We start from the raw sequence: 19,948 nt of genomic DNA on the forward strand, positions 1-19,948 counted from the left end.
GAAACAAGTCAGCGGCGCGGAAGGATTGAGTTCATGGAAGGCAAGAAGAGATTAACTAGGGCTGAGCGCCTTAAGAGAAAACATCCTTTCAAGGAAATGAAAGAACTGCTTGAGTCGACCCCATCTGAGTACCAGGCAAAACTCTATGAAAAGCTTGAGCGCGAGCGCATAGCTGCCAGCGCAGAGAAGTCAGGAAAGAAAAAGCGCGGAGGTTGGCCTTTTCTGCCGGGCAGCTTTGAAGGTGGCTCTCGTTGATCAGCGTTCAATCTGTCTCAGAATCCTCCTACCTATCCAGCGCACGACGGTGACCGCCTTGCTGTTCCCGATCGCCTTGTAGCGCGGCCCGTCAGCGTCACGGACATACCATGCTTTGCTCTTCTTCGCCTGTCGCACATCCATTCCATCGGCTAGGCATTGCTCCGGAGTCTCGTCCGCATCCAGCTTTCGCCATCCATCCCAAGGGATCAGGGTGTAGTCGTCGGGCATTCCTTGAAGGCGTTCGCACTCACGCGGGATCAATCGACGAACCTTAGAGCCGCCAACCAGCATTTCTGCCTCAGTCACCGGGTTGCTGTTGTTGCGCATGTTTCCTGATCTAAGCGTCGGCGAGACCGCCGCTACAATCGCAACTTGTCCGCCGCCATTGGCATGGCTACCGGAGTGATTCATAGCGCGCAGCGTGGGTGCGATATCGCCGGCGTCTGCACCGTGATCCTTGCAGGAGAAGGCGAGAATCGCATTCTCCTGTCCGTTATTGCGGCCGAGTGCGAAGGCTGTTGAGTCACTTACGCCCGGGTCTTGCGTGCCATGCACAACCAAAAGCCCGGATTCTGCATCCTGCTGAGTTGCGCTGCCGGCCGCCTTTCCGTTGGCATTGAGGGTGCCAGCCACAATAAACGCTTCAGAGTCGGCGCGGTGACTGCTCTGTGCCTGGGCCCGAAGTGCTGGCGCGGTGATTGGGATATCGTCAAGCGAGTAGCCTCCGGACTTGCGTCCGCCGCCTGCGAGCGTTGGCGCAACAAAGAAAGTCTCGCTTTCGAAGTCCTGCCGGCCGCCGTGATGGGTGAGGGTACTTGATCGCTGGACTGATCCTGAGCTGTTGCCAGCACCGAACGCCGGCACACCGCAGAACACATCAACCGCCGGCCCTTCGTCGCCCTCGCAGTTCGGACAGCCGTACTGCCCTAATGACTCGTCGAAGGTGTATCCGCATCCGCACTGGAGCGCAGGGCCGAAAGGAGCTGATCCGGTAACGTCTTGCCCCTCGCCTCGGCGCGGCGCAGTATCCCGGCGCATGCCTTCTCGCTCAAAAAGTACCTCGGTGGGATCGAATCCATCTCGAGCACTTGCGACAACGAACACACGGCGGCGTCGTTGGGCCAGGCCGAAATATTGGGCGTCCAGGATCCGCCACGCGATTGTTCTTTTGGGTCCATACACACAACCAGCGTCCGGCCATTTCTTCCCTGAAGGCTGCAGTTCGCAGTCTTCCCCAGCAAGCGCGCCAAGAAAGCATCCGAAGGCGTTGCCTTTGTCGCTGAGGACACCGGGGACGTTTTCCCAGACGATGACGCAGGGCGGCTTTCGCTGGCCTGCTCGAACATAGTCAACTGCATCTGCGAGCTCCACGTATTTGATGGTGAGGGCGCCGCGCGGGTCGGTGAGGCCTTCGCGCATCCCGGCCACGCTGAAGGCTTGGCACGGTGTTCCGCCGACGAGGACGTCCGGCGCGGCGATCTTGCCGGCCAGCACCTGGGCCCCGAGTTTTGTCATGTCGCCGAGGTTCGGCGTTTTCGGGTAGTGATGGGCCAGCACCGCGCTGGGAAAGGCTTCGATCTCGGCGAACCAGGTGGCGCGCATCCCGAGAGGCTTCCATGCGAGCGTTGCCGCCTCGATGCCGGAGCAGACCGAGCCGTAAGTGATGGGCATGATGGCCTCCTGCCGGTATATTGGGGCTTTGATTGTTTGGGATGGGTTATGAAAGTCTCGATAAAAGTCCGACACCCAAGTCGCTTGGATTGGATACGTAAAAACTACATATACCTTTTAGGTATCTTGGCACTTGTATTGTCAGCGATAATTACCTCTTTAGTTTTTGCGCACTTTCAGCTTGGGCTTGATTTGTGGCTTGTTAAAATTGAACATCCTGAAACCGCGCAATATTGGGGGCAAATAGGGGATTTCGTCGGCGGAATTTTGAATCCGATTCTTAGTTTCTGCGCGCTTATCGCAGTCCTTTACAACCTTTCTCTACAACGTGAGGAGCTTGCGCTTGCTCGTAAAGATGCCAGAGACGCTCAAAGCATACAAACCAAGCAGAGCGAAATATTTGAAAGGCAAAATTTCGAGTCGGTTTTTTTCAGACTGCTTGAGGCTCATTCGCGGTTATCAACGAACATGGAAATAACAGTGGCACATACTACTAAACAGCATTACTCAGGGGAGGAAGCGTTTCGGTATATTGCAAAAAGATATCTAAGACGGGATTATTTGATGTCTCAACAATATATTTCGAGTGAGGAGCAAATAAAAAACGTAACACTTAAATCTCAGGAGTTTCTCGATGCTCATGTTGGTTCGGTAGGCCACTATTTTAGGAATTTGTACCAGATATTGAAATATGTCGATGGGTTTGGGCGGACATCGTTTTCGTCTTCATCCAAGTCTCATTTAGGCATGGAGATGAGGCGGACGGTTCGTCTATATAGGGCTCAAAGAGATTATGCGAACATTTTAAGAGCACAGCTCAGCAGTAGCGAGGTTGCGTGCTTATTTCTTAACTGTCTTTCAGAGCAAGGGCGCGGCCTCAAGTTCTACGTAGAAAAATATTCTATGTTGAAGACGTTGGATCCACGCTCAATTGGCTCAAATGAATCCGTAAAAGCGCTCTATAACCCCCTAGCGTATGCAGATTTCGAAGAGATGGATATGAAAGATATTATTGATCTCGTACGCGACAAGTATGAAGAACGAGATCGTGGTAGGAAGCCATCTCGAATGGAAGTCGAGGAGGAATGATGCCTTACTGGCAGAAAATATTGCTCTCGGATCGCTGCGTTAACGTGAGTCAGGCACGGCCCTCTGTGACCGGTGGTGGCAATTTGGTAGGGGTTAAGACATTACGGGCGATCAACACAAAATCGGATAATCGGGTTTATGATTGAATTGCAGAGCAAAATAGACTCAATACTGCCTGTTAGTGTTCTAGCCGCTGTGATGTTGTTCATCATTAAGGAAGTTGTCGAATTCTTTAAGCGGTTCTCGGAGCGCAAAAGAAAAATATCAGCCTATAAAATACTTCTTTGTGAGGAGCTTGAAAAAAATCTTTGGACATTGAATTACTTGACGAGCATCTGTCATGCTATTGATGATGAGCACTTTACTGGCATTTCGTATAGGAGAACGTCTTCTGGATCTGAGCAGATAGCTGTCCATGTAGGCAGGGAGGGAGAGTATGGGCCGCTTTGGAACGTTTATACCTCTATATTCGATAAAGTAGTCGTAGACTTAGCAGTAATTGATAAGAAGCTGTTTGAAAAGTCAAAGGTCACCTACGAATGCCTTGCCGAGGCGAGACATATTCGAAGTTCGATTATTAGAATCTGTGAAGATAAGTTGTTAGAAGAATATGTGGACGGCTTTCCTGGATATGCTTTGAACGTTCTGAAAGAAGCAGTTGATGCGCTTGATGTTCTTTATAATGAGTGCGCTGGGAAAAAACTTGAGCGTCCCAAACTCCGATCCTATGTCTGATTTCGCCATAAATTCGATGATGCGAAAAGCCACGCAGGGCATCTAGGATTGCTCTTCGCCGAATGCAACCAGCAAAGTGGTTTATGCCTCGTCAGCGTCGAGCCGTGAGGCTTGGCGCTGTCCGCGAATGTAGAGTTCTACCGCCACGTTTTCGTTAACATCGTAAACGTGGCGCGAACGAAGAGCTTTACGCGCGCCGTCCGGACCGAGCGAGTGCACATATCGCAGAGATCCGGCCATAACCGACGCTTGCTCAGTGTCCTCAGTCCAAGCCATGAGGTCGGAAAGCATCTGCTTCTCACCCTGGCGGACACGGTGACGCAATTCTTCCTCGCCTCGCTCCTTGCGTTTCGCCGCGCTCTTTGCAGAGCGCTCCTGTCCAGTCTTGGCCATGGCGTACCTCTCCAATTCCGCTGGCCGGCAAGTCCAGCCAGGTCTGTCGTTTGCGTTGTTGGGGCCTTCGCTTCATCGAAATGCTGGCTTCAGCTTTGGGAAGTCGATCTCGTTGTCCCGGGTGATCCGGTCGAGCATGTTGTAACTGATCGCCAGAGCCTTGCAGCACTGGCTCCGGTTCATGCCGCCGGCGATGCATTCATTGATCTGAGCGACCAATCGCGCTTCCACATCTGGCGGCGCTTTGTTTGGCGCGGTGCCGATTTTCTGCCGAACTTGGAACTTGATGGCGTGTTTGGTGGCGATCGCCTTCAGCGTGGCCAGCGCGATTCCTTCCCGCTCACAGATCTCGTTCCGGGTCAGTGTCTTGGCCATTGCTCGGATTCGTGCGACGCGCGCAGTCGTTTCGTCCTTCGCACTCGGGCGCTGAAAGCTTGGTGGATGCTTCCGCTCGGAGGTGCTGGTGAACTTGATCGGCGCCGGTTCTGGCACGTCGAACTTTCCACCAGCGGCCAGGTACTGGGCAATCTGAGCGGAAAGGTCGTTTGCGTCCTGACGCCGACGCTCGACGTCGTTGAGGTGGTTACTGATCATGCTGGCCTCACTTGATCCGGATCGAGCTTTCGCCGCGCTCAAGGTGGGCCCAGGCCGGTTCCGGCAGCAGCTCATGCTCCGCGTCTTCGCCTGCATCGATGCGTTTGCGCACCGCATCGTTATGCTCGCGGATCTCCTTGAGCTTCACGGCGATAGTTTTCTTGTCTGGAGTGATCACGCTCTTCAACGTGACGAACTCGTCAGGAACTGCTTGCTCGTTGTCGACGATGACCCTCTCGGGCGAGAGCGCCAGTGTGATAGTGAACAGTGGTCGCTTGATCGACTTGATGTCTGCGGCCTCCATGTTCCGGCGCAGGTAATCGCTGAGTTGCCCAACGGTATTTTTCTTGATGCGCTTGAGCTCGTTCAGACGGTCGACCTCCTTGTCGATTGCGTCGATGTCACCTTCGATGTTGCGACGCAGCATGACGACGCTATCAGCCTTCACTTCGAACTCGCCTTTGATGCCGTCCATGGTGTCTTGGATGGCCTGGCGCAGTCCTTCTTCGTCGCTGTCAGCCAAGGCTGCGAGCTCGGCCATCTGCACATTCAGTTTGTAGAGATCGGTCATGCTGCGCCCTCCAAGGCATCTTCAAGGTCTGCTTTACGGGCGTCTTTGGCGCGCGTGAATTTGAGTTTGTGGGCAGCGCACTCTGGTTCGGTTTTGCGCAAGTCCAGCTTGCGCATCGCTGATTTGTAGAGCTGCTCCAACTCGTTGAGTGATTGCGCGGTACCGATCAGGCGGAGTGTTTCATTTAGCCAATCGCGGTATTCGGCAGCCAAACGTTCCTTCGCTTCGATCTTGTCCTCGGCGCGTTCAATTTCTGCTTCACCTAGGCGTTCGTTGACGTAGTGAATGTCGTCGTAAAGACCCAAGCGAACGTCGGCGGAGAAGCCGAGCTGACTCAGACACTTGCCGATCGCATCAGTGAGGGATTTCTTTGGGGCATCGAAGTCAGTGCTGATGCTCCCGAATTTGTTCTGAGTGATGAAAGGTGTGTGCCCGTAGTGCGTAATTGTCTTGCGCTCACCGTCGCCGCCCAAGTACCAAAGCGCGACCTTGAGGGTGTGCACCTGGGCATGTGCCAGCACCGAACCTTCTTTGTTCAAAAGTGGGCCGCCGATATCGAAGCGTTCCTCGATGACGTCGTAACCCCAGCCGGCACCGCATGGGCCGAACTGCTCAGTAGCGCGTTTAGCCAGATACTGGGCATTAACTGCAGTACCCGTGAAACCGCCGAGACCGGTGTATTCCTTTGTGAATTTTGGGTCGGTCTTTTCGACCTCTTCCCATAGAGCTAGGTTAGGTGCAGACATGACTATCTCCCGCCGCGCAGGAGGGCGGCTTTGAAAGATGGGGTTATTGAGTAATGCGATCGGCGAGGGCGCTGAGCAGCATCAGGAAGGTGAAAACGCCGAGGGAGGAGAACGCGCCGCGCCAGATGATCAGGCGGCGCGCCCATTGGCGAGCGGTCACGGCCGAACCTTCACGGCAATTCGTTTGCCCTTCATGGATGGCGCCAGGCGCTGCGGGAGATTAGCGACCAGCTCCTCGCGCTTGCGGCCGATCACCTCGTTGAAAGGAAGACCAAAGCCGAGCAGGGCAATCTTGTGTTCGATGTCTTCTAGCTGCTCGTCGATCAGCGATTTAACCGGTGCCGTACTCATGCGTCCTCCTTGCGCCGCTGACAGGTGTCACGCAGACGTTTGCAGTAGTGGTTGAACTCGTCGATGGTGATCGCGCCGTCAGTGAAGAGGCGGGTGATCAACCCCTGAACCAGAAGGCTGATGTCTTCTTCGCCGGCGGGCGCCGACACTCCATCAAGGGCTTGGTCGATCAGGATGTGAGGGCTCACAAGTCGCCATCCACATCGTCTTCGGCCGCCTCGCACTCCGCGGCTACGGCATTGGCAGCGTGCGGGCGGAGGAAGTCGGCGGCGATCGCCTCAAGTTGCGTGACTGGGCTGTTACTCCCCAGAAGGTGCTTGGCGTGCGTCAGCGCTTCGGACGGACTGCCGACCACGACGGCCAACACCAGGTTGGCGAACGAGTCGCGATCATCCAGCCCGTCGATCTGCCGCTGGTTCAGGTGGTGCTGCAGGTGTTCGGCATATTGCGCCTTGGTCACCTTCTGGACCGGGGCAAATCGGCGCTTCCATTCCACATCCGAACCGCACACCAACTGCTCAGCGGCGCTTTCCATCCACTCCCGTTGTTCGTCCGGCTCGCTCACCGCCGGAGGCAACTTCGCATCGTGCATGGACTGACAGATATTCATTGCTGCGTTCATGGTTGCCTCCAGAGCGGCGGGTGTTGATCCAACAAAACTCGGATGCACTCATCCGCTCCGCTGGTTGCCGTTGGGCGCGGAGGGGAGTGCATTCGGGATTGGTCGGGGAAAGTGGCCCGGTCTCGCTGCTGGCGACAGACCGGGTTTGCATCATCAAGTTGTCTTCGTGGGCTGGGGTGGCCTACCGCATTCGGCCGATGCGCGGTGACATCGACGGCCTACTGTCCGCTGCCTGTATGAGTGATGGGCGCCGGACTTCAGGCTTGCCGCGCCGCGCAGGTGAATCGCTCACTTTTACATGGCTGCCATTCCTCTGATTGAAGGCAACTGCCGAGCATTCCTCGGTAGTTGGTTGCGATGCAGGTGGGCGGTTATAGGCCGCAGTTTCGTCCGCATCGGGGTAGGATCTGGCCGGGGCTCAACCGGCATTAAGCGAATGGGGCAGTCCTGAAGACTACCTGTTGGCACATCCGCCGCCCAAGGCTTGGCCTCAGATCACACCCCGATGCGCTCTCGTAGAGAGGATCGGGCAGTTAACGACAGGGCTGTCGTGGCGCTGGTTGTTCAGCCGCTGATTGGGTGCCTCAGCGAATGGTCAAGGGCGTCGGATTTCGCTTTGTCACTGTCGAGAAAGCGAATCGCCCAAGGCATCAAGGTCTGGATCGTGCCATCAGCCATTTCGACGATTGCCACGCTGAAGTTTCCGGGCCCGCTCTCGAACTCTTCGTATTCAACTCCCCAGCCGTGAAACTTACCCTCGGCCGCATCTTCGATTCCTGTCCGGCGCCCGCAATTGTCGTGGAGCGCCTTCATCGTCATTACTGGTCGCATCGTCCTGCCCTCGGTTGATTTCCCGTCTGGCCCTGTCGCCAAGGCCAGCCAGTGAAATCTGTTTTTGAACCATGGCAAAAATTGCCAGAGTTCGATTTCCATCCCATGCTCGGCGCCGCGGTTTCCCCACCTGGCCGGCGTCACACATTTCGTGTTCAGTGTTATTCGCCGGCTGGCTTGCATGGTTTGGCGTCCTCCCATATGGGGAGTCCGGCAGGTTCCAGAGCCTGCATGGAGATCGAAGTTTGTGTTTCGCGCTATGCCCGTTTCCGGGGATCGATCCGCGAAGATTCCAAATTGTGAAAGAGCGGCGGGTCTCTTGAGGCCCTTCGCAGTGGCTGTGTGTCGCTGCGATGGGTGAACAATACCTCCGGTATTGTATATGGTCAATACCGCCGGTCATGTATTTTTCAAAAGGCATGAAAAAGCCCGCTCAGTGGCGGGCTTCGGATCAGATCGGGGAGGGCAGAAACAAGAAGCCCGGCGCTGGGCCGGGCTTGCTCACTGCTTACTTACTAGGCGTTTGGTTGGCCTTTATCTGTTCGAGCATTTGTTTATTTTCGAACGATTGCTGGCGAAGCTCTTGGAGGAGCTGTGCCGTATCCCTACCAGAATCGAAACTCGACGTACCATAAGCCATCACCGCGATGACGATACCAACGACAGCGATTACGGATAAAACCGAGTTTAGGATTATGGTGCCCTTGAGTCCTCGAAGACCAGCGAGGTCCTTGTCGAGCAACTGCAAGCTATGATTCATCTCTGTGAGACCATCAGAGACTCGCTGCTCGAATTTCCCAAGGCGAGCGTCGACCTTGAGGTCTTGGTTCTCAAGATGGGCTTTCAGCTCGTCACGCGTAATTTCAGTCATGTCTTCAGTATGGACAGCATCGTCTGGCTTGTCATCATTCGATAGTTTCGGTTCTTCTCGAACCCCCAAGTGTACGAAGGCATTCCTAACATGTTTGTCATAAAGCGGTAACGGCATCGGGCTCAGAAGGCTGTACATTTTCTGAAAATAGGAGTCGTGTAAAAAACCGAGAGGGCCTAGCGCTGCCTTTGATGTTAAGGATTTTTCATATCTTTCTAGCAGTCGTGTGAATTCATCAACTGAATAATCTGACTGAATGCCTTGCAGAACCTCATCAAGATTCTTGTTCTCGCAATCATCATTAGAAGGGTTGGTAGCAAGCCCTATGCCATTAGGAAGATGGTAGTCCTGAAACAATCTAGGATTGCTCATCCGACCGCTCCCGCAAGAGTTGGATACGACCTTGCACCATCGCTGCGTTGAGGAAAATCGTGTTTGCACACGTCAAGCAAGTCAGGGCGTAATGATAATTTGGAAGCTCCTTACCGTTCATTCCAACCGTACCGCCACCAGGTGCTCTTAGCGGGAATTGGCATGGGGCAACGACGTCTTTCGTAACCCCTGCCTCGTCTGTTAAGCCTATCGTCGAACAGCCCCATTGGTTACTTGAGCAAACCGGGCATAAAAATCTCGACCCTCTTTGAGGCGCAATCGTATCCAGGTAGGCGAAAATCTCCTTGGGCTCACACCAGTAAGGCATGTCGTGAATTCCACCAATATTCACCATATCCGGCTCTGTGCTCACGTGCTCTCCATGCGCTGCGCGCTTAATTTATTACTTACAGCATCCCGCCACGCCAAACGACGCGCCCGATGATCCGTACTTCGTTTATTTCGCCGTCGCGCAAAATCTCGTCGCCGTAACGCGCCTTGTCAGAGTTGTCGCTACGGATAATCCAGCCCTCGATATCCGACTTCACCAGGCGCTTCACGATCGTCCCTTTGGTGGCGCTCTGCATGGCGAAGATCTGGCCGTCTTTAGGCTCAATCTTTGATTCATCCACCAGCAGCACGTCGCCATCGTTGATGGTGGGCTCCATGCTGTGACCGTTCGCGTAAATGACGTCCAGGTGTCGCTGGTTCAGGTTGTTCGCGCGCAGCCAAGACGACTTGAACGCCATGACGCCACGAATCTCTACGTGAGGGTTGTCGTCGCCTTCACCGGTCGAGCCGCGTGCGGTGAGCTGCAATACGCCTGTGTAGGCCGGCTCATTTCGGAGATCGAAGCTCCTCGCCGGTACGCGAATGTCGTCTGTCTCTCGATGAGTAGGGCGCATATCCGGAAGCGAAGCCGCCATCTTCTCGATCTGAGCGGCAAGTGTTGGACTTATATCCGACACAGGGACCTGCAGCGCTTTCGCAAAAACCACAGCAGCATTGACGCTCAAGGCTGTGCGCCCATTCATAAAGTGGCTCACAGCGCCTTGCGTCACGCCATCGCCCAGTTCTGCGGCGAGTTTTTCTTGGGTGAGCTTCAGCTCCCCGCGCTTTGCCTGGAAGAGGGATTTCAGACGAGCGCTGTCTTGCAGCTGCCAGTCAGATAACGGAAGCCGTCGGGAGTCTTTTTTCATGGAGTGATGTTATTACCCACGGTATTTACTTAACCAATATCGCCGGTATTGACTGTTAACAATACCGGCGGTCATACTTGTGGCGAAATCTACGCAGAGGACGCCGCAATGCGCCGAATCCCACTCACCGAATTTGCCAAAGAACACGGGCATACAAAGGCCGCGCAGCTGCTCGGCTGTACGCAGGGCGCCCTCAGCAAGGCGATCCGCGTAGGCCGTGATGTGTACGTGACCCTCGAAGACGACGGCAGCTTGTCGGCGCAAGAGCAGCGTCCGTTTCCGTCCCAGAAATCCGCCGCATAACCAATTTCAACAGCCAGGAGCATCGAAGCATGTACATGGACCCCAATCAAAAGCGCGCCATCCCGGTGAAGGTTCGTTTTGAACCAGTGCTTGATCGGATTCTGCGTAAGGCCGCGACCAAAACCCGTATGCAGCACGCCACCTACCTCTACGAAATCATCGAGTGGGCAGTGGCCAATGGCGTGATCGAGGAACTCATGCAGGACAAACAAGAAGATATCGCGGGCTAGAGGCCTTTTGGAGGCCCGAATGAGCATTGAACTTGAAAAGCTGCCTCCGCAAACGCGGAAAAGGGTGGAGGAGTTGATGCGCGCCAATGGCTGGAGCTTCAGTCGCGCCATCAACGAAATGACCGAAACCGCCATCGCTAGTGGCGCGCTTTCGGAAGTTGGAAGGAGAAGGGCGAGGGTATTGGAATTGGTGCCCCGAATTAGCCCCTCTGAGAGGGACTCTTCGGGGTAGGCAAGAGGCCCTCACCAATCAGCGGGCACAAAAAAGCCGGGATTGCGCCCCGGCTAATTGCTACATCAAGTTGAGGCAATCTTATATGGAACAGGCAAAACAAAGCAATACCGTCGGTGTCGCGACACGTTTCGACTCCGAAGAAAAAGTGTCGCGGAGAGAAATCGAATCTCTTCTCACCCAAAAAGAAGCATTGGAGCTTTTTGAAATCCGGGATGGGAACCTCATCAATAAGGTGGCTCGCGGTCGGCGAGCAAAGCCAGGCTGTCTCGCTGGGTCTCCAAATGGTGATGGGTATTTGCGGGTCCGCGTGAAAGGCGCGCAGTTCCGTGTTCATCGAATCATTTGGCTTATGACTTACGGTCGCTGGCCTGAAGGACAGATCGACCACGTCAATGGTGTCCGAGACGACAACCGCATTGAGAACATGCGCGAAGTTACGGCCCAGGGAAACCAACGAAATCAGCACATCCGAATAGACAACACTTCCGGCGTGACCGGTGTCGCGCTTGAGTGCGGCCTCTGGACTGCTCGAATCAAGGTCAGCGGCAAGAAGATCCGTCTCGGCAGATTCTCGACTCTGAGCGAAGCAACGGCAGCGAGAAAGGCCGCTGAGCTGGTTCTCGGTTTCCATCCCAATCATGGCGCAACTGACGAGGCTCGGAAGTTTGGGCGTCGCAGATCGGCTGTGCCCCAAGCAAAGAGGGTTGCGTAATGGCCCGCGCACGTAACATCAAACCGGCATTGTTCAAGAATGAAATCCTTGGCGTCGCTGATCCGATGGCAACGCTTCTTTTCGAAGGATTGTGGCTGCTGGCTGACAAGGCTGGCCGTCTGGAAGATCGCCCTATGCGAATCAAGGGAGAGCTTTTCCCGTACCGCGACGGGCTGGATGTCGAGGGGCTTTTGAGGTTCCTCGCAAGCGAAGGCTTCATCGTTCGGTACTCAGTCGGTCCGAAGCGGTACATCCAGGTTGAGAACTTCGACAAACATCAGAACCCGCATCGTAATGAACCGGAGTCAGTTATCCCTTCTGCATCAGAGGGTTGTATCACTACCGATTTTGGCGGAAGTACTTCTGCCATTCTCGGTAGCGCTCCGGCTGATTCTCTGATTCCTGATTCCGGATCCCTGATTGCTGATCCCCTCAACGCGTCAACGCCTCCGGCATTGCCGACTTCGCCGAGTGACGACCTATTCCCGAAGTTCTGGAAGCTGTACCCGAACAAGAAGGGTAAGGCCGCAGCTGAAAAAGCTTGGAAGAAACTCAAGGTCACTGCTGACCTGTTCGGCCAGATTGCTGAAGGCCTGGCCGCGCAAGTCGTTTGCGAGGCATGGGTCAAGGATGGCGGACAGTTCGTTCCCCACCCAGCGACATGGCTGAACGGCAAGCGCTGGGAAGACGAAGTGAAAGTCGCCAGCAACGTGCACCCGTTCCCACAATCGCGCCACACCGGTTTCGCTGAACGCGATTACACCTCCGGATTGAAGCAGCGGGAGGATGGCAGCTATGCGCTCTGAGCCAGTCCAAGCAACACCAGAACTGCCGCCGGGAACCCGCATCCAGCCTGCTGAGTGCGAACCCCACGGCGCCTACGAGCAGAAGGTCTATGCCGTGCTCGGCCGGGAGCTCAGAAGCAACTGCCCCGAATGCAGCCGTATCGCCCGCGAGAAAGCCGACGCGGCCGAGAAGGCCAACAAGGCGATGGAACTGCGTATGTCCCTCGCTCGCAAGCTGGGCGATGCGCTGATCCCGAAACGCTTCACAACTCGCACCCTGGGCAACTACCAGGCCGAGAACGACGGCCAGCGCAAAGCCCTCCGGTTCTGCCAGCACTACGTGCAGATCTTCGACGAGATCCTGAAGTCCGGTCGCTGCATGGTGATGATCGGCAAGCCCGGTACCGGGAAAACCCATCTCGGCGCCGGTATGGCCAACGAGCTGCTGCACAACACGTCACGCACTGCCGTGTACCGCACTGTCGGCGCAATCCTGCAGGCGATCCGCTCCACGTACGACAAGCACAGCGAACGCAGCGAGGCCGAGATTCTGTCGAGCCTGATCGATCCCGATCTGCTGGTGCTGGATGAGGTGGGCGTGAGCAAGGAGCAGCCGAGCGACTTCGAACTGACGACCCTGTTCGCAATCATCAATGGCCGGTACGAGCAGGAGCGCCCGACGGTGGTGATCTCCAACCTCGAAGCCAGCCAGTTGCCGGCTGCAATGGGTGACCGCTGCGTCGATCGCCTGCGCGAGGGCGGAATGATCGTGGTCCCGTTCGATTGGGAATCTCAGCGCGGCAAGGAGGGCTTTTGATGACTGGACAATTCTTGATTGAGCCTGATTGGGACGCTGAAAAAGCGGCGTTCGAAGCGGACGCCAAAAGCAAAGGGATGAGGCTGGACAAGATAATTGGCGGTTTTTACGTCGATCACGGCACCCAGCATGCTTGGTCTGCGTGGGTAAAGAGCGCTGCTATCTCGTGCAATTTCGGCGAGGGGTCGAAGTGATGACCATCGACAAACAAAAACTCCAGAAGCTGCTGTGGGCTGAAGCCGCGTCCTACCGTGCCGACTGCGCAGACTGGAAGCGCAACACCGAGGCGCTGCAGGAATTCCTCGGGGAGAAGACCGTGGAGGAAGTAGCGCTGGAGTTGTTGGCTGAGAACAAGCGACTGCGCGAATACCTGTCAGACATCAGCAAAACATCTGGCGACAGAGGCGCCGTCATGGGTGCGCGCCAATTGCTGAGGGAGTTCGGGCAATGAACGAGTTCGCCATCCGCAGCCAGCGCGATATCAGCCGTCTGATGGGCGTCCTGCACGCCACCGACTTCACCAAACCCAAGATCGTGGTCATCAAGGACGAGAAACGCCCGGACGTCTGCAACCGGAAAATGTGGGCAATGCTCAAGGACGTATCCGAGCAGGTGATCTGGCACGGCAAGAAGCTGACCAGTGAGGACTGGAAGTGCCTTTTCAGTGCCTCGCTGGAGAAGCAGCGCGCAGAGCCAGGCCTCGACGGTGGCTTCGTGGTGATGGCCGTATCGACCCGCAAGCAGTCGCAGAAGTGGTTCAGCGATCTGTTCGAGCTGATGCATGCCTTCGGCGCCGAGCATGACGTGCGTTGGACTGAGTCTGACAAATGGGGAGGGCGCTACTGATGCGAGAAGCCAAAGCCTTCACCATCGCCGACGCGCCTACCAAGTGCCTTGTCACCTGGTATCTGCAGGGCACCGCGATCATCAAAACTGCCGAAGAAACGCCGCCAGAGTGTGGCGACACTTTCCGTCTGGGCTTCAAGGACTACACCGTAGTTTCGGTGTGCGGTGATTACAGCTATCGGTCTGCTCACGCGACGATTGTTCCCAAGGAGATCGAACAATGCGCGTAGCCCTCAAGGAGAAGAAGGCTCCGAAACCGAAGAAGTGCAAGAACCCAGCTTGCGGGGACTCATTCGTTCCGCAGCGACTCGGGCAGGCGGTGTGCGGATACAAGTGCGGCCTAGCCATCAAGGAAGTCAATCAGGCGAAGGCCGGCAAGGCGCTGGCTCAGATTGGTCGCCGCGAGATCAAGGTCCGCAAGGAGAAGCTAAAGACCAGGGCGGATCACCTGCGCGAAGCCCAGGCTGCGATCAACGAGTACGTCCGCCTGCGTGACGCTCACCTCCCTTGCATCAGCTGCGACTCGATGCCGAACGACAACGACCTGATGACGGGCAGCCGCTGGGACGCTGGCCACTACCGATCCGTCGGCGCCTGTCCTGAGCTGCGTTTCGAGCCACTGAACATTCATCGCCAGTGCGTGAAGTGCAACCGCAACCTGTCCGGTAACGCGGTCGAGTACCGCATCCGGTTGGTGCTGCGCATCGGCGCCGAAACCGTTGCTTGGCTGGAAGGGCCTCATGAGCCCCGCAAGTACACCGTCGAAGAAATCAAAACCATCAAGGCCGAATATAGGGCGAAAACAAGGGAACTGAAGAGGACGGCAGCATGAAAATCCATTCCGCGCGCCAAGCTTGGCACGACTGCAACTACAACCCGGCCCCGGGCCAAACTTCTGATGCTGCTGAATTGGGTGTGGTGGTGCAGAGCACTGAGCGAGGCCCGACAGCGAATCCCGCGATGCACGCAACGCTAGCCGGTCATATTCAGTCGGCTATCGCACGGCTTCACTTTCAACTTCGGGCTTTCGGCAATGCCATGTATGCGGCTCAGCCGACAGATGATGATCGGGAGGAGGCCGAAGCTGCGGTTTTCAATCTTGCATGTTCGCGAGCAGCACGCATGACCGCCAGCAAGCGGGAGCGGGCCGAGTACGTTGCCAAGGGCGTGTTCCGTCGTTACCGCTACATGCACCAAGGCGGACAATCGGCCAACGCAGATCCGCTGATAAAGCCCGAGTTGTTCCGAGCCTGGATGAAAGGGGAGTACGAAGTCGAGCTGCCGTCCGCAGCCTGGGGCCGTGATTGGGAGCCATTCGTGCAGCTTTGCTTCGATGCCTGTTACGACATCGACGCTCGGGCATTGAGTCCAATCGGCGGAGTGATTTACAAGATGAAAGAGGCCGCTTGACTTCCCGCACGGCTGAGGGCATCATTTCCCCATAGTTAGTATTTTGCCTACGGCAAGTTACTTAAAAACCGGCCAGCGAGCCGGTTTTTTTATGTCCGCCAGAAAGCAAAAAGCCCCGACATCTTCGGGGCTTTTTTATGCGCGCGGAAAAAAGAGAGGGCGACTCCAGAGGGTGCGCTAACACCCAAAAGAGACGCCAGATCGCAGATAGAGCCTGCAAGCCAGCCAAGGCCCTCACTGCTCGCGCGAGCGGGACGGAGCCTAGCAGAAAAACAAATGGACTTGCAGATGTTAAAAGAATGCAGATGCGGAAAATGCAACAGACTTCTCGCCCGCGTGGGTGAGTTTACCGAGCTCCAGATCAAATGTTCCCGATGCGGGACGTTGAATCATGAGAAGGCCACGAGCCTCGAGCGATCGCCTTTGAGCGAACTGCCTGCGGTTAAAGCTGCAGGATCCCTTTCGGCATAGGGCTGACGGGACAACTCTAAGGAGAAACACATGGATCGTTACGCAAACACTGTAAAAAATATCTTGGAAGGTTTCCGTGATGTCGCACCAATCGGTGGTGTCGATGCTCTGGCTGTTTTCAAGAAAAAATTCGGGCGGAACGGCAATGAGCTCGAGTACGCACACCTAAAACTGTTGCTTGATGCTGGTCATGTCGAGTACGCCGGGTTTGGCGTAGACGGCGTGCAGCTTTATCAGTTGACCTGGTCGGGCTACGACGTAGCTCTTGCTTACCGAACCGCCTAACACACGAATCTAAGAGCCGGGAGCTCATCTCGATCGCCTTTGAGCGACATGAAAGCGGAATCCTCCGCGAACAATCATTCGACTCAATAGGTGAACAACATGGCTGGACGTACACGTACTCCGTTTCAACGAAGCGGTACTTCGATTCTCCCTGCTTACCAAACAATGTCCGCAGGGCAGTTCCTACTTTCGCCAAACGGCCGATTCAAGCTGTTGCTTCAAACCGACGGTAACCTGGCGTTGCAGGACAATGGTGTAGTGGTTTGGGTCGCCAACGAAGCTACGCCTTACTCCTCCACCGTACCATTGCGGTACAAGGTGCCGGTGCAACTCTACGTTCAATATGGCGCGTTTCTCGATGATCCGACTCGGGGCCGTACCTGGCTGACAAACAACTCGACGTTCACCAGCGAGGATCAGTGGAACCGAACTCATATGTCGTTGCAGGACGACGGTAACATCGTGCTGATTGATTCTCAGGCGATTTGGAATGGCACTCCATCCATTCCGCTGGATCCGACTTCCGGCGCAATTCTGTTCGGAGGCCCAGCCGAGCTGCAGATGGGGGTGCCTTACAGCTGTGGCGATGGTGCACTGATCTTCCAAGGTGACGGCAACGTTGTGAACTACGGGCCGAACTGGAGTGTTCGCTGGGCCAGCTACACCCAGAATAAAGGTGCAGTTAAGGCCGTTTTTCAAGCGGATGGTAATTTCGTGGTGTACGCGGCGAATGACGTACCGATCTGGCAGGCAGGCACCGGCGGCCATCCTGGCGCTACTCTGCGTCTGCAGCCAAATGGCAACTTGTCTGTTATTCAGGAAAGCCCGGTTTGGGCTCGTTTCGGCTACACGCCGACTGTGCGTCGACGCAAGGTGTACTACCCCGATACCACCAGTCCTGAACATAACGGTACCGCGCCATACCCAACCTACGGCCATATCGGCTGGGAGTTCTGATCGTTACCCGCACAAACTTGCGGCGTAATGCCCAGGCTCAGCCCGCGCAGATGAGGCGGGAGTAGCAAAAGGGTTGCGCCTGTATGGGCGACCCTCTTAAAAGCGAGATGTTTCGCACCTATTTCAAGGCCTCGATATTGATCGGGGCTTTTTCGTTTTCGGCTCCCCACACCCATTGCTCCGAGCTGGGAGTGCAGCGGACGCCGACTTATTCAATCATGCACCCACGGAGTCGAGCGCATGGAGTACTTGCAGCGCCTGCTCGACAAGATCGACAGGTTTGAATTGCTGATCGCGGGACTGGTCGGCGCTGTCGTCGCGAGCTGGTGGCACAAGGACGATCTAGCAGACTGGCGTGCCTGGCTGATCTTCCTGATCACCGGTATCGCATGCTCGCTTTATCTCACGAGCATGGTCAGCACTTACTTGGGCGTGACTGAGCCGAAGATCGTCGCCGGCATTGGCTTTTTGCTCGGCACCTTCGGTGGTTCGCTACTGGCAGCCATCAACCGAGCCATCAAAGCCGCTGACCTCTGGGCGCTTATTCGCCAGCGGTTCGGGGGAGGCAATCCACCATGAATCTTGAACTGATCAACTCCATCGCCTGCGGCTTGATTGCCTTCTGGGCGAGCTGGTGTGTTCTTAGCGGACGAGTGCGGGACGGTGTCATTGGAAAGCTGATCTATTCGGCGATCGCCATCAGCGGTTTTGTCGTGATGAGCCGGGAGCAGAACATCTTCATGATGGGGCCGACCACCGCCGGGATTACGTTGCACGTATCGCTTGCGCTCGCAGGTCTGCGACACATCTTCATGGTCATTTGGTGGCAGCGAGTGAAAGCCTGGCTCTGCCGCACGATGAGCTGTGAACAATGCCTGAGCTGCGATCGCCAGACGGGATCGGACAAGCCTGGAGAGGCGCCGTCGAGAAAACTCCCGTGAGCGGTCTTATCCGGTTGGTCCCGATTTGGCTGTGGGTTGCCCTGGCTGCCGTTGGCTCCATTAGTTACCTGGCGATTCGGCTGGATAGCGTGAAGAGTGATCGAGCAGCCATTACGAGCGAGCGCGACACTGCAAACGCCCGTGTGGATTCGCTCACCAACACGCTCCGCCTTCAGCGCGAGATCACCAATGACATCAACCGAGTCTCCGACGATGCGAAAGCCAAGACTGAGCATGTTTCGGCTGCCGTTATTGTTGCTGATAACAGGGCTCGCAGCCTGCAGCAGCAAATCACCGACCTCCTCGCCAAGCGACAGTCCTGTTCTGCCGAGGTTGCCAGCGGAAGCCAGGCAAGAGCCGACCTTGCCGTTCTGCTCGCCGACCTGCGTAGAAGCGCTGACGAAGAAGCGGGAAGACTGGCAGAAGCGCTTGATCGAAGCCGAATAGCCGGCTTTGCGTGTGAGGCGGCATACGCCGCAGCACAGAAGAGCAAGTAGGTCGCGACACGTTTCGCGAGTGGGCAAATTGTGTCGCATCAAATGAACGACGTTAGGGGTGTACCACCTGCGTCAGGCTCTCTGCCTTTTCAACGTAACGGCGAGCATGGCTGTCGAGACTATTCCAGGCATTAGGAATATGCACGTGAGTTCGGGAAGCCCGCGCAGATAGTAAGCGAGAAACATCCCCCAAATCATGGCAGCCACAGCACCCAATGCGAGCGTTCGAGGGTTGCGCACGTTTGGTGACGCTGCCATCGCGAGGGCATAAATTTTCCATGTTGACCATATCGCAAGCAACGAGACGATGAAGGCGCATATACCTCCCAGCAGGACTAGAGGGCGCTCTTGGATGACAAGAAAGAGTGGAATGAGCAAACCCACGATGCCAGCTGCGAAGAGGAGGGTGATTGGCAGAAGCCCGACAAGTGCTCCGATTGTCAGCGCGACTCGCAATTTTGTCAGGTTTTCCATTTCCTACCTTAGTTCTGCACCGATGTTTGCGCGGACTTAATACCGGCATCCAGCCATCATTACAAGCCTCCGAGTAGCGCTATGACAACCAAGCAACCCGACTGGGAGGCGATCGAACGAGCCTACCGGGCTGGTTCGCTTTCCATCCGAACAATCGCTGAGCGCCAAGGTGTAAGCGACACCGCAATCAGGAAGAAGGCCAAAGCCCTTGGATGGGCGAGAGACCTTTCTGACCAGGTGCGCAAAGAGGTTCGCAGCAAGCTGGTTCGCGGAGAGGTTCGCAACGACCAAGGCGCGAACTGCGAACTTGATGCGGAGATCATCGAAGAGGCCGCAGAGGAAGGCGCCCGGGTGGTTCGCAGTCACCGGCGAGACATTCGCAAGGCGACGAATCTTGCGAACCTGCTGATGGATGATCTGCTGTCGACCATTCAGCGCCGCGTCGAGATCGAAGAAGACATCGAAGCGGAAACGTCCGAGGACAACAACGGCATGCGCCGGGCTTCGATGCTCGCCGCTGTGGCGCTGCCTAGCAATTCCAAAACACTGTTCCAGCTTTCCTCTGCGATGAAAAACTTGCAGGTGCTGGAGCGTCAGGCATACAGCCTGGACGAGAAGGAGAAGACGGACGAAGCCGACGAACTCTCGAAGATGATGGACGAATTATCGAAGGACGCCTGAC

The 19,948-nt window shown here is 55.9% G+C and carries 33 protein-coding genes; 21 read left to right on the forward strand and 12 right to left on the reverse strand.

Annotation, left to right across the window (positions count from 1 at the left end):
- Positions 1-33: 33 nt before the first annotated feature.
- Entirely contained in the window at positions 34-255 is a 222-nt protein-coding gene (locus tag ICA16_RS22735) for a hypothetical protein (protein ID WP_210701632.1), read from the forward strand.
- Here the strand turns inward: ICA16_RS22735 and ICA16_RS22740 are convergent, their stop codons facing one another.
- On the reverse strand, positions 256-1,929 hold the full coding sequence (locus ICA16_RS22740; RefSeq protein ID WP_210701634.1) for a DNA cytosine methyltransferase: 1,674 nt from the start codon (positions 1,927-1,929) through the stop codon (positions 256-258).
- Between the two features lie 48 nt (positions 1,930-1,977).
- On the opposite strand from ICA16_RS22740, the gene ICA16_RS22745 reads away from it, so the two are divergent.
- Together ICA16_RS22745 and ICA16_RS22750 are read left to right on the forward strand one after the other, a co-directional pair.
- Positions 1,978-3,018: a putative phage abortive infection protein gene (locus ICA16_RS22745; protein WP_210701636.1), complete on the forward strand. Its 1,041-nt coding sequence runs from the start codon at positions 1,978-1,980 to the stop codon at positions 3,016-3,018.
- Between the two features lie 138 nt (positions 3,019-3,156).
- Positions 3,157-3,753, forward strand: a complete 597-nt coding sequence (locus ICA16_RS22750) for a hypothetical protein (protein ID WP_210701637.1) — start codon at positions 3,157-3,159, stop codon at positions 3,751-3,753.
- Positions 3,754-3,834: 81 nt separating this feature from the next.
- On the opposite strand, the gene ICA16_RS22755 is transcribed toward ICA16_RS22750, so the two are convergent.
- From ICA16_RS22755 to ICA16_RS22800, 10 genes are all read right to left on the reverse strand, one after another.
- Positions 3,835-4,146 carry a hypothetical protein gene (locus ICA16_RS22755; RefSeq protein ID WP_210701639.1) on the reverse strand — a complete coding sequence of 104 codons (312 nt, stop codon included), beginning with the start codon at positions 4,144-4,146 and terminating at the stop codon, positions 3,835-3,837.
- A gap of 72 nt (positions 4,147-4,218) precedes the next feature.
- The gene (locus ICA16_RS22760) at positions 4,219-4,740 is read right to left on the reverse strand and encodes a hypothetical protein (RefSeq protein WP_210701641.1); all 522 of its coding nucleotides are present in this window, start codon (positions 4,738-4,740) and stop codon (positions 4,219-4,221) included.
- A 7-nt stretch (positions 4,741-4,747) separates the two neighbouring features.
- Positions 4,748-5,311, reverse strand: a complete 564-nt coding sequence (locus tag ICA16_RS22765) for a siphovirus Gp157 family protein (protein WP_210701643.1) — start codon at positions 5,309-5,311, stop codon at positions 4,748-4,750.
- On the reverse strand, positions 5,308-6,057 hold the full coding sequence (locus tag ICA16_RS22770; RefSeq protein ID WP_210555434.1) for a hypothetical protein: 750 nt from the start codon (positions 6,055-6,057) through the stop codon (positions 5,308-5,310). Before ICA16_RS22770 ends, ICA16_RS22765 begins: the two co-directional genes overlap by 4 nt.
- Before the next feature lie 156 nt (positions 6,058-6,213).
- Positions 6,214-6,408, reverse strand: a complete 195-nt coding sequence (locus tag ICA16_RS22775; RefSeq protein WP_210555435.1) for a hypothetical protein — start codon at positions 6,406-6,408, stop codon at positions 6,214-6,216.
- Positions 6,405-6,596, reverse strand: a complete 192-nt coding sequence (locus ICA16_RS22780; protein ID WP_210555436.1) for a hypothetical protein — start codon at positions 6,594-6,596, stop codon at positions 6,405-6,407. Before ICA16_RS22780 ends, ICA16_RS22775 begins: the two co-directional genes overlap by 4 nt.
- Positions 6,593-7,030, reverse strand: coding sequence for a hypothetical protein (locus ICA16_RS22785; protein WP_210701645.1), 438 nt, complete (start codon positions 7,028-7,030; stop codon positions 6,593-6,595). Before ICA16_RS22785 ends, ICA16_RS22780 begins: the two co-directional genes overlap by 4 nt.
- Positions 7,031-7,594: 564 nt before the next feature.
- On the reverse strand, positions 7,595-7,963 hold the full coding sequence (locus ICA16_RS22790; RefSeq protein ID WP_210701647.1) for a hypothetical protein: 369 nt from the start codon (positions 7,961-7,963) through the stop codon (positions 7,595-7,597).
- A 406-nt stretch (positions 7,964-8,369) separates the two neighbouring features.
- On the reverse strand, positions 8,370-9,104 hold the full coding sequence (locus tag ICA16_RS22795) for a hypothetical protein (protein ID WP_210701648.1): 735 nt from the start codon (positions 9,102-9,104) through the stop codon (positions 8,370-8,372).
- Between the two features lie 407 nt (positions 9,105-9,511).
- On the reverse strand, positions 9,512-10,303 hold the full coding sequence (locus tag ICA16_RS22800) for a LexA family transcriptional regulator (protein ID WP_210701649.1): 792 nt from the start codon (positions 10,301-10,303) through the stop codon (positions 9,512-9,514).
- Positions 10,304-10,411: 108 nt separating this feature from the next.
- On the opposite strand from ICA16_RS22800, the gene ICA16_RS22805 reads away from it, so the two are divergent.
- The 17 genes from ICA16_RS22805 to ICA16_RS22885 all read left to right on the forward strand — a co-directional run bounded on the left by ICA16_RS22805 (position 10,412) and on the right by ICA16_RS22885 (position 18,792).
- Positions 10,412-10,606, forward strand: a complete 195-nt coding sequence (locus ICA16_RS22805; protein ID WP_028236757.1) for a Cro/CI family transcriptional regulator — start codon at positions 10,412-10,414, stop codon at positions 10,604-10,606.
- Positions 10,607-10,635: 29 nt separating this feature from the next.
- Entirely contained in the window at positions 10,636-10,836 is a 201-nt protein-coding gene (locus ICA16_RS22810) for a hypothetical protein (RefSeq protein ID WP_039012569.1), read from the forward strand.
- Between the two features lie 317 nt (positions 10,837-11,153).
- Complete coding sequence (locus tag ICA16_RS22815) at positions 11,154-11,783, forward strand: HNH endonuclease (protein WP_210701650.1); 630 nt, start codon at positions 11,154-11,156, stop codon at positions 11,781-11,783.
- Positions 11,783-12,589 (forward strand): phage replication protein, encoded by an 807-nt coding sequence (locus ICA16_RS22820; protein ID WP_210701651.1) that lies wholly within the window; start codon positions 11,783-11,785, stop codon positions 12,587-12,589. The genes ICA16_RS22815 and ICA16_RS22820 overlap by 1 nt, the downstream gene beginning before the upstream one ends.
- A complete protein-coding gene (locus ICA16_RS22825; protein ID WP_210701652.1) occupies positions 12,579-13,385 on the forward strand; it encodes an ATP-binding protein in 807 nt (268 codons plus the stop codon). The genes ICA16_RS22820 and ICA16_RS22825 overlap by 11 nt, the downstream gene beginning before the upstream one ends.
- The gene (locus ICA16_RS22830) at positions 13,385-13,579 is read left to right on the forward strand and encodes a hypothetical protein (protein ID WP_210701653.1); all 195 of its coding nucleotides are present in this window, start codon (positions 13,385-13,387) and stop codon (positions 13,577-13,579) included. The genes ICA16_RS22825 and ICA16_RS22830 overlap by 1 nt, the downstream gene beginning before the upstream one ends.
- Complete coding sequence (locus tag ICA16_RS22835; RefSeq protein ID WP_210701655.1) at positions 13,579-13,836, forward strand: hypothetical protein; 258 nt, start codon at positions 13,579-13,581, stop codon at positions 13,834-13,836. Before ICA16_RS22830 ends, ICA16_RS22835 begins: the two co-directional genes overlap by 1 nt.
- On the forward strand, positions 13,833-14,231 hold the full coding sequence (locus tag ICA16_RS22840) for a recombination protein NinB (RefSeq protein ID WP_210701657.1): 399 nt from the start codon (positions 13,833-13,835) through the stop codon (positions 14,229-14,231). The genes ICA16_RS22835 and ICA16_RS22840 overlap by 4 nt, the downstream gene beginning before the upstream one ends.
- The gene (locus tag ICA16_RS22845) at positions 14,231-14,461 is read left to right on the forward strand and encodes a hypothetical protein (protein WP_210701659.1); all 231 of its coding nucleotides are present in this window, start codon (positions 14,231-14,233) and stop codon (positions 14,459-14,461) included. Before ICA16_RS22840 ends, ICA16_RS22845 begins: the two co-directional genes overlap by 1 nt.
- A complete protein-coding gene (locus ICA16_RS22850; protein ID WP_210701660.1) occupies positions 14,452-15,063 on the forward strand; it encodes a recombination protein NinG in 612 nt (203 codons plus the stop codon). Before ICA16_RS22845 ends, ICA16_RS22850 begins: the two co-directional genes overlap by 10 nt.
- The gene (locus ICA16_RS22855) at positions 15,060-15,641 is read left to right on the forward strand and encodes a hypothetical protein (protein ID WP_210701661.1); all 582 of its coding nucleotides are present in this window, start codon (positions 15,060-15,062) and stop codon (positions 15,639-15,641) included. Before ICA16_RS22850 ends, ICA16_RS22855 begins: the two co-directional genes overlap by 4 nt.
- 288 nt (positions 15,642-15,929) lie before the next feature.
- Positions 15,930-16,112: a Com family DNA-binding transcriptional regulator gene (locus ICA16_RS22860; RefSeq protein ID WP_210701778.1), complete on the forward strand. Its 183-nt coding sequence runs from the start codon at positions 15,930-15,932 to the stop codon at positions 16,110-16,112.
- A 30-nt stretch (positions 16,113-16,142) separates the two neighbouring features.
- Positions 16,143-16,397 (forward strand): hypothetical protein, encoded by a 255-nt coding sequence (locus tag ICA16_RS22865; RefSeq protein WP_210701662.1) that lies wholly within the window; start codon positions 16,143-16,145, stop codon positions 16,395-16,397.
- Positions 16,398-16,496: 99 nt separating this feature from the next.
- A complete protein-coding gene (locus ICA16_RS22870) occupies positions 16,497-17,354 on the forward strand; it encodes a putidacin L1 family lectin-like bacteriocin (RefSeq protein WP_210701663.1) in 858 nt (285 codons plus the stop codon).
- A gap of 240 nt (positions 17,355-17,594) precedes the next feature.
- A complete protein-coding gene (locus ICA16_RS22875) occupies positions 17,595-17,933 on the forward strand; it encodes an MFS transporter (RefSeq protein ID WP_210701664.1) in 339 nt (112 codons plus the stop codon).
- Positions 17,930-18,295 carry a hypothetical protein gene (locus ICA16_RS22880; protein ID WP_210701665.1) on the forward strand — a complete coding sequence of 122 codons (366 nt, stop codon included), beginning with the start codon at positions 17,930-17,932 and terminating at the stop codon, positions 18,293-18,295. The genes ICA16_RS22875 and ICA16_RS22880 overlap by 4 nt, the downstream gene beginning before the upstream one ends.
- Complete coding sequence (locus ICA16_RS22885) at positions 18,292-18,792, forward strand: DUF2514 family protein (protein WP_210701666.1); 501 nt, start codon at positions 18,292-18,294, stop codon at positions 18,790-18,792. Before ICA16_RS22880 ends, ICA16_RS22885 begins: the two co-directional genes overlap by 4 nt.
- Positions 18,793-18,864: 72 nt before the next feature.
- Here ICA16_RS22885 and ICA16_RS22890 read toward each other — a convergent pair whose 3' ends face one another.
- Positions 18,865-19,266 (reverse strand): hypothetical protein, encoded by a 402-nt coding sequence (locus ICA16_RS22890; RefSeq protein WP_210701667.1) that lies wholly within the window; start codon positions 19,264-19,266, stop codon positions 18,865-18,867.
- A gap of 81 nt (positions 19,267-19,347) precedes the next feature.
- Between ICA16_RS22890 and ICA16_RS22895 the strand changes: the two genes are divergently transcribed.
- A complete protein-coding gene (locus ICA16_RS22895; protein WP_210701668.1) occupies positions 19,348-19,947 on the forward strand; it encodes a hypothetical protein in 600 nt (199 codons plus the stop codon).
- Position 19,948 lies beyond the last annotated feature (1 nt).

Origin of the sequence: Pseudomonas anatoliensis (genome assembly GCF_017976235.1) — a bacterium.
Taxonomy (GTDB): domain Bacteria; phylum Pseudomonadota; class Gammaproteobacteria; order Pseudomonadales; family Pseudomonadaceae; genus Aquipseudomonas; species Aquipseudomonas anatoliensis.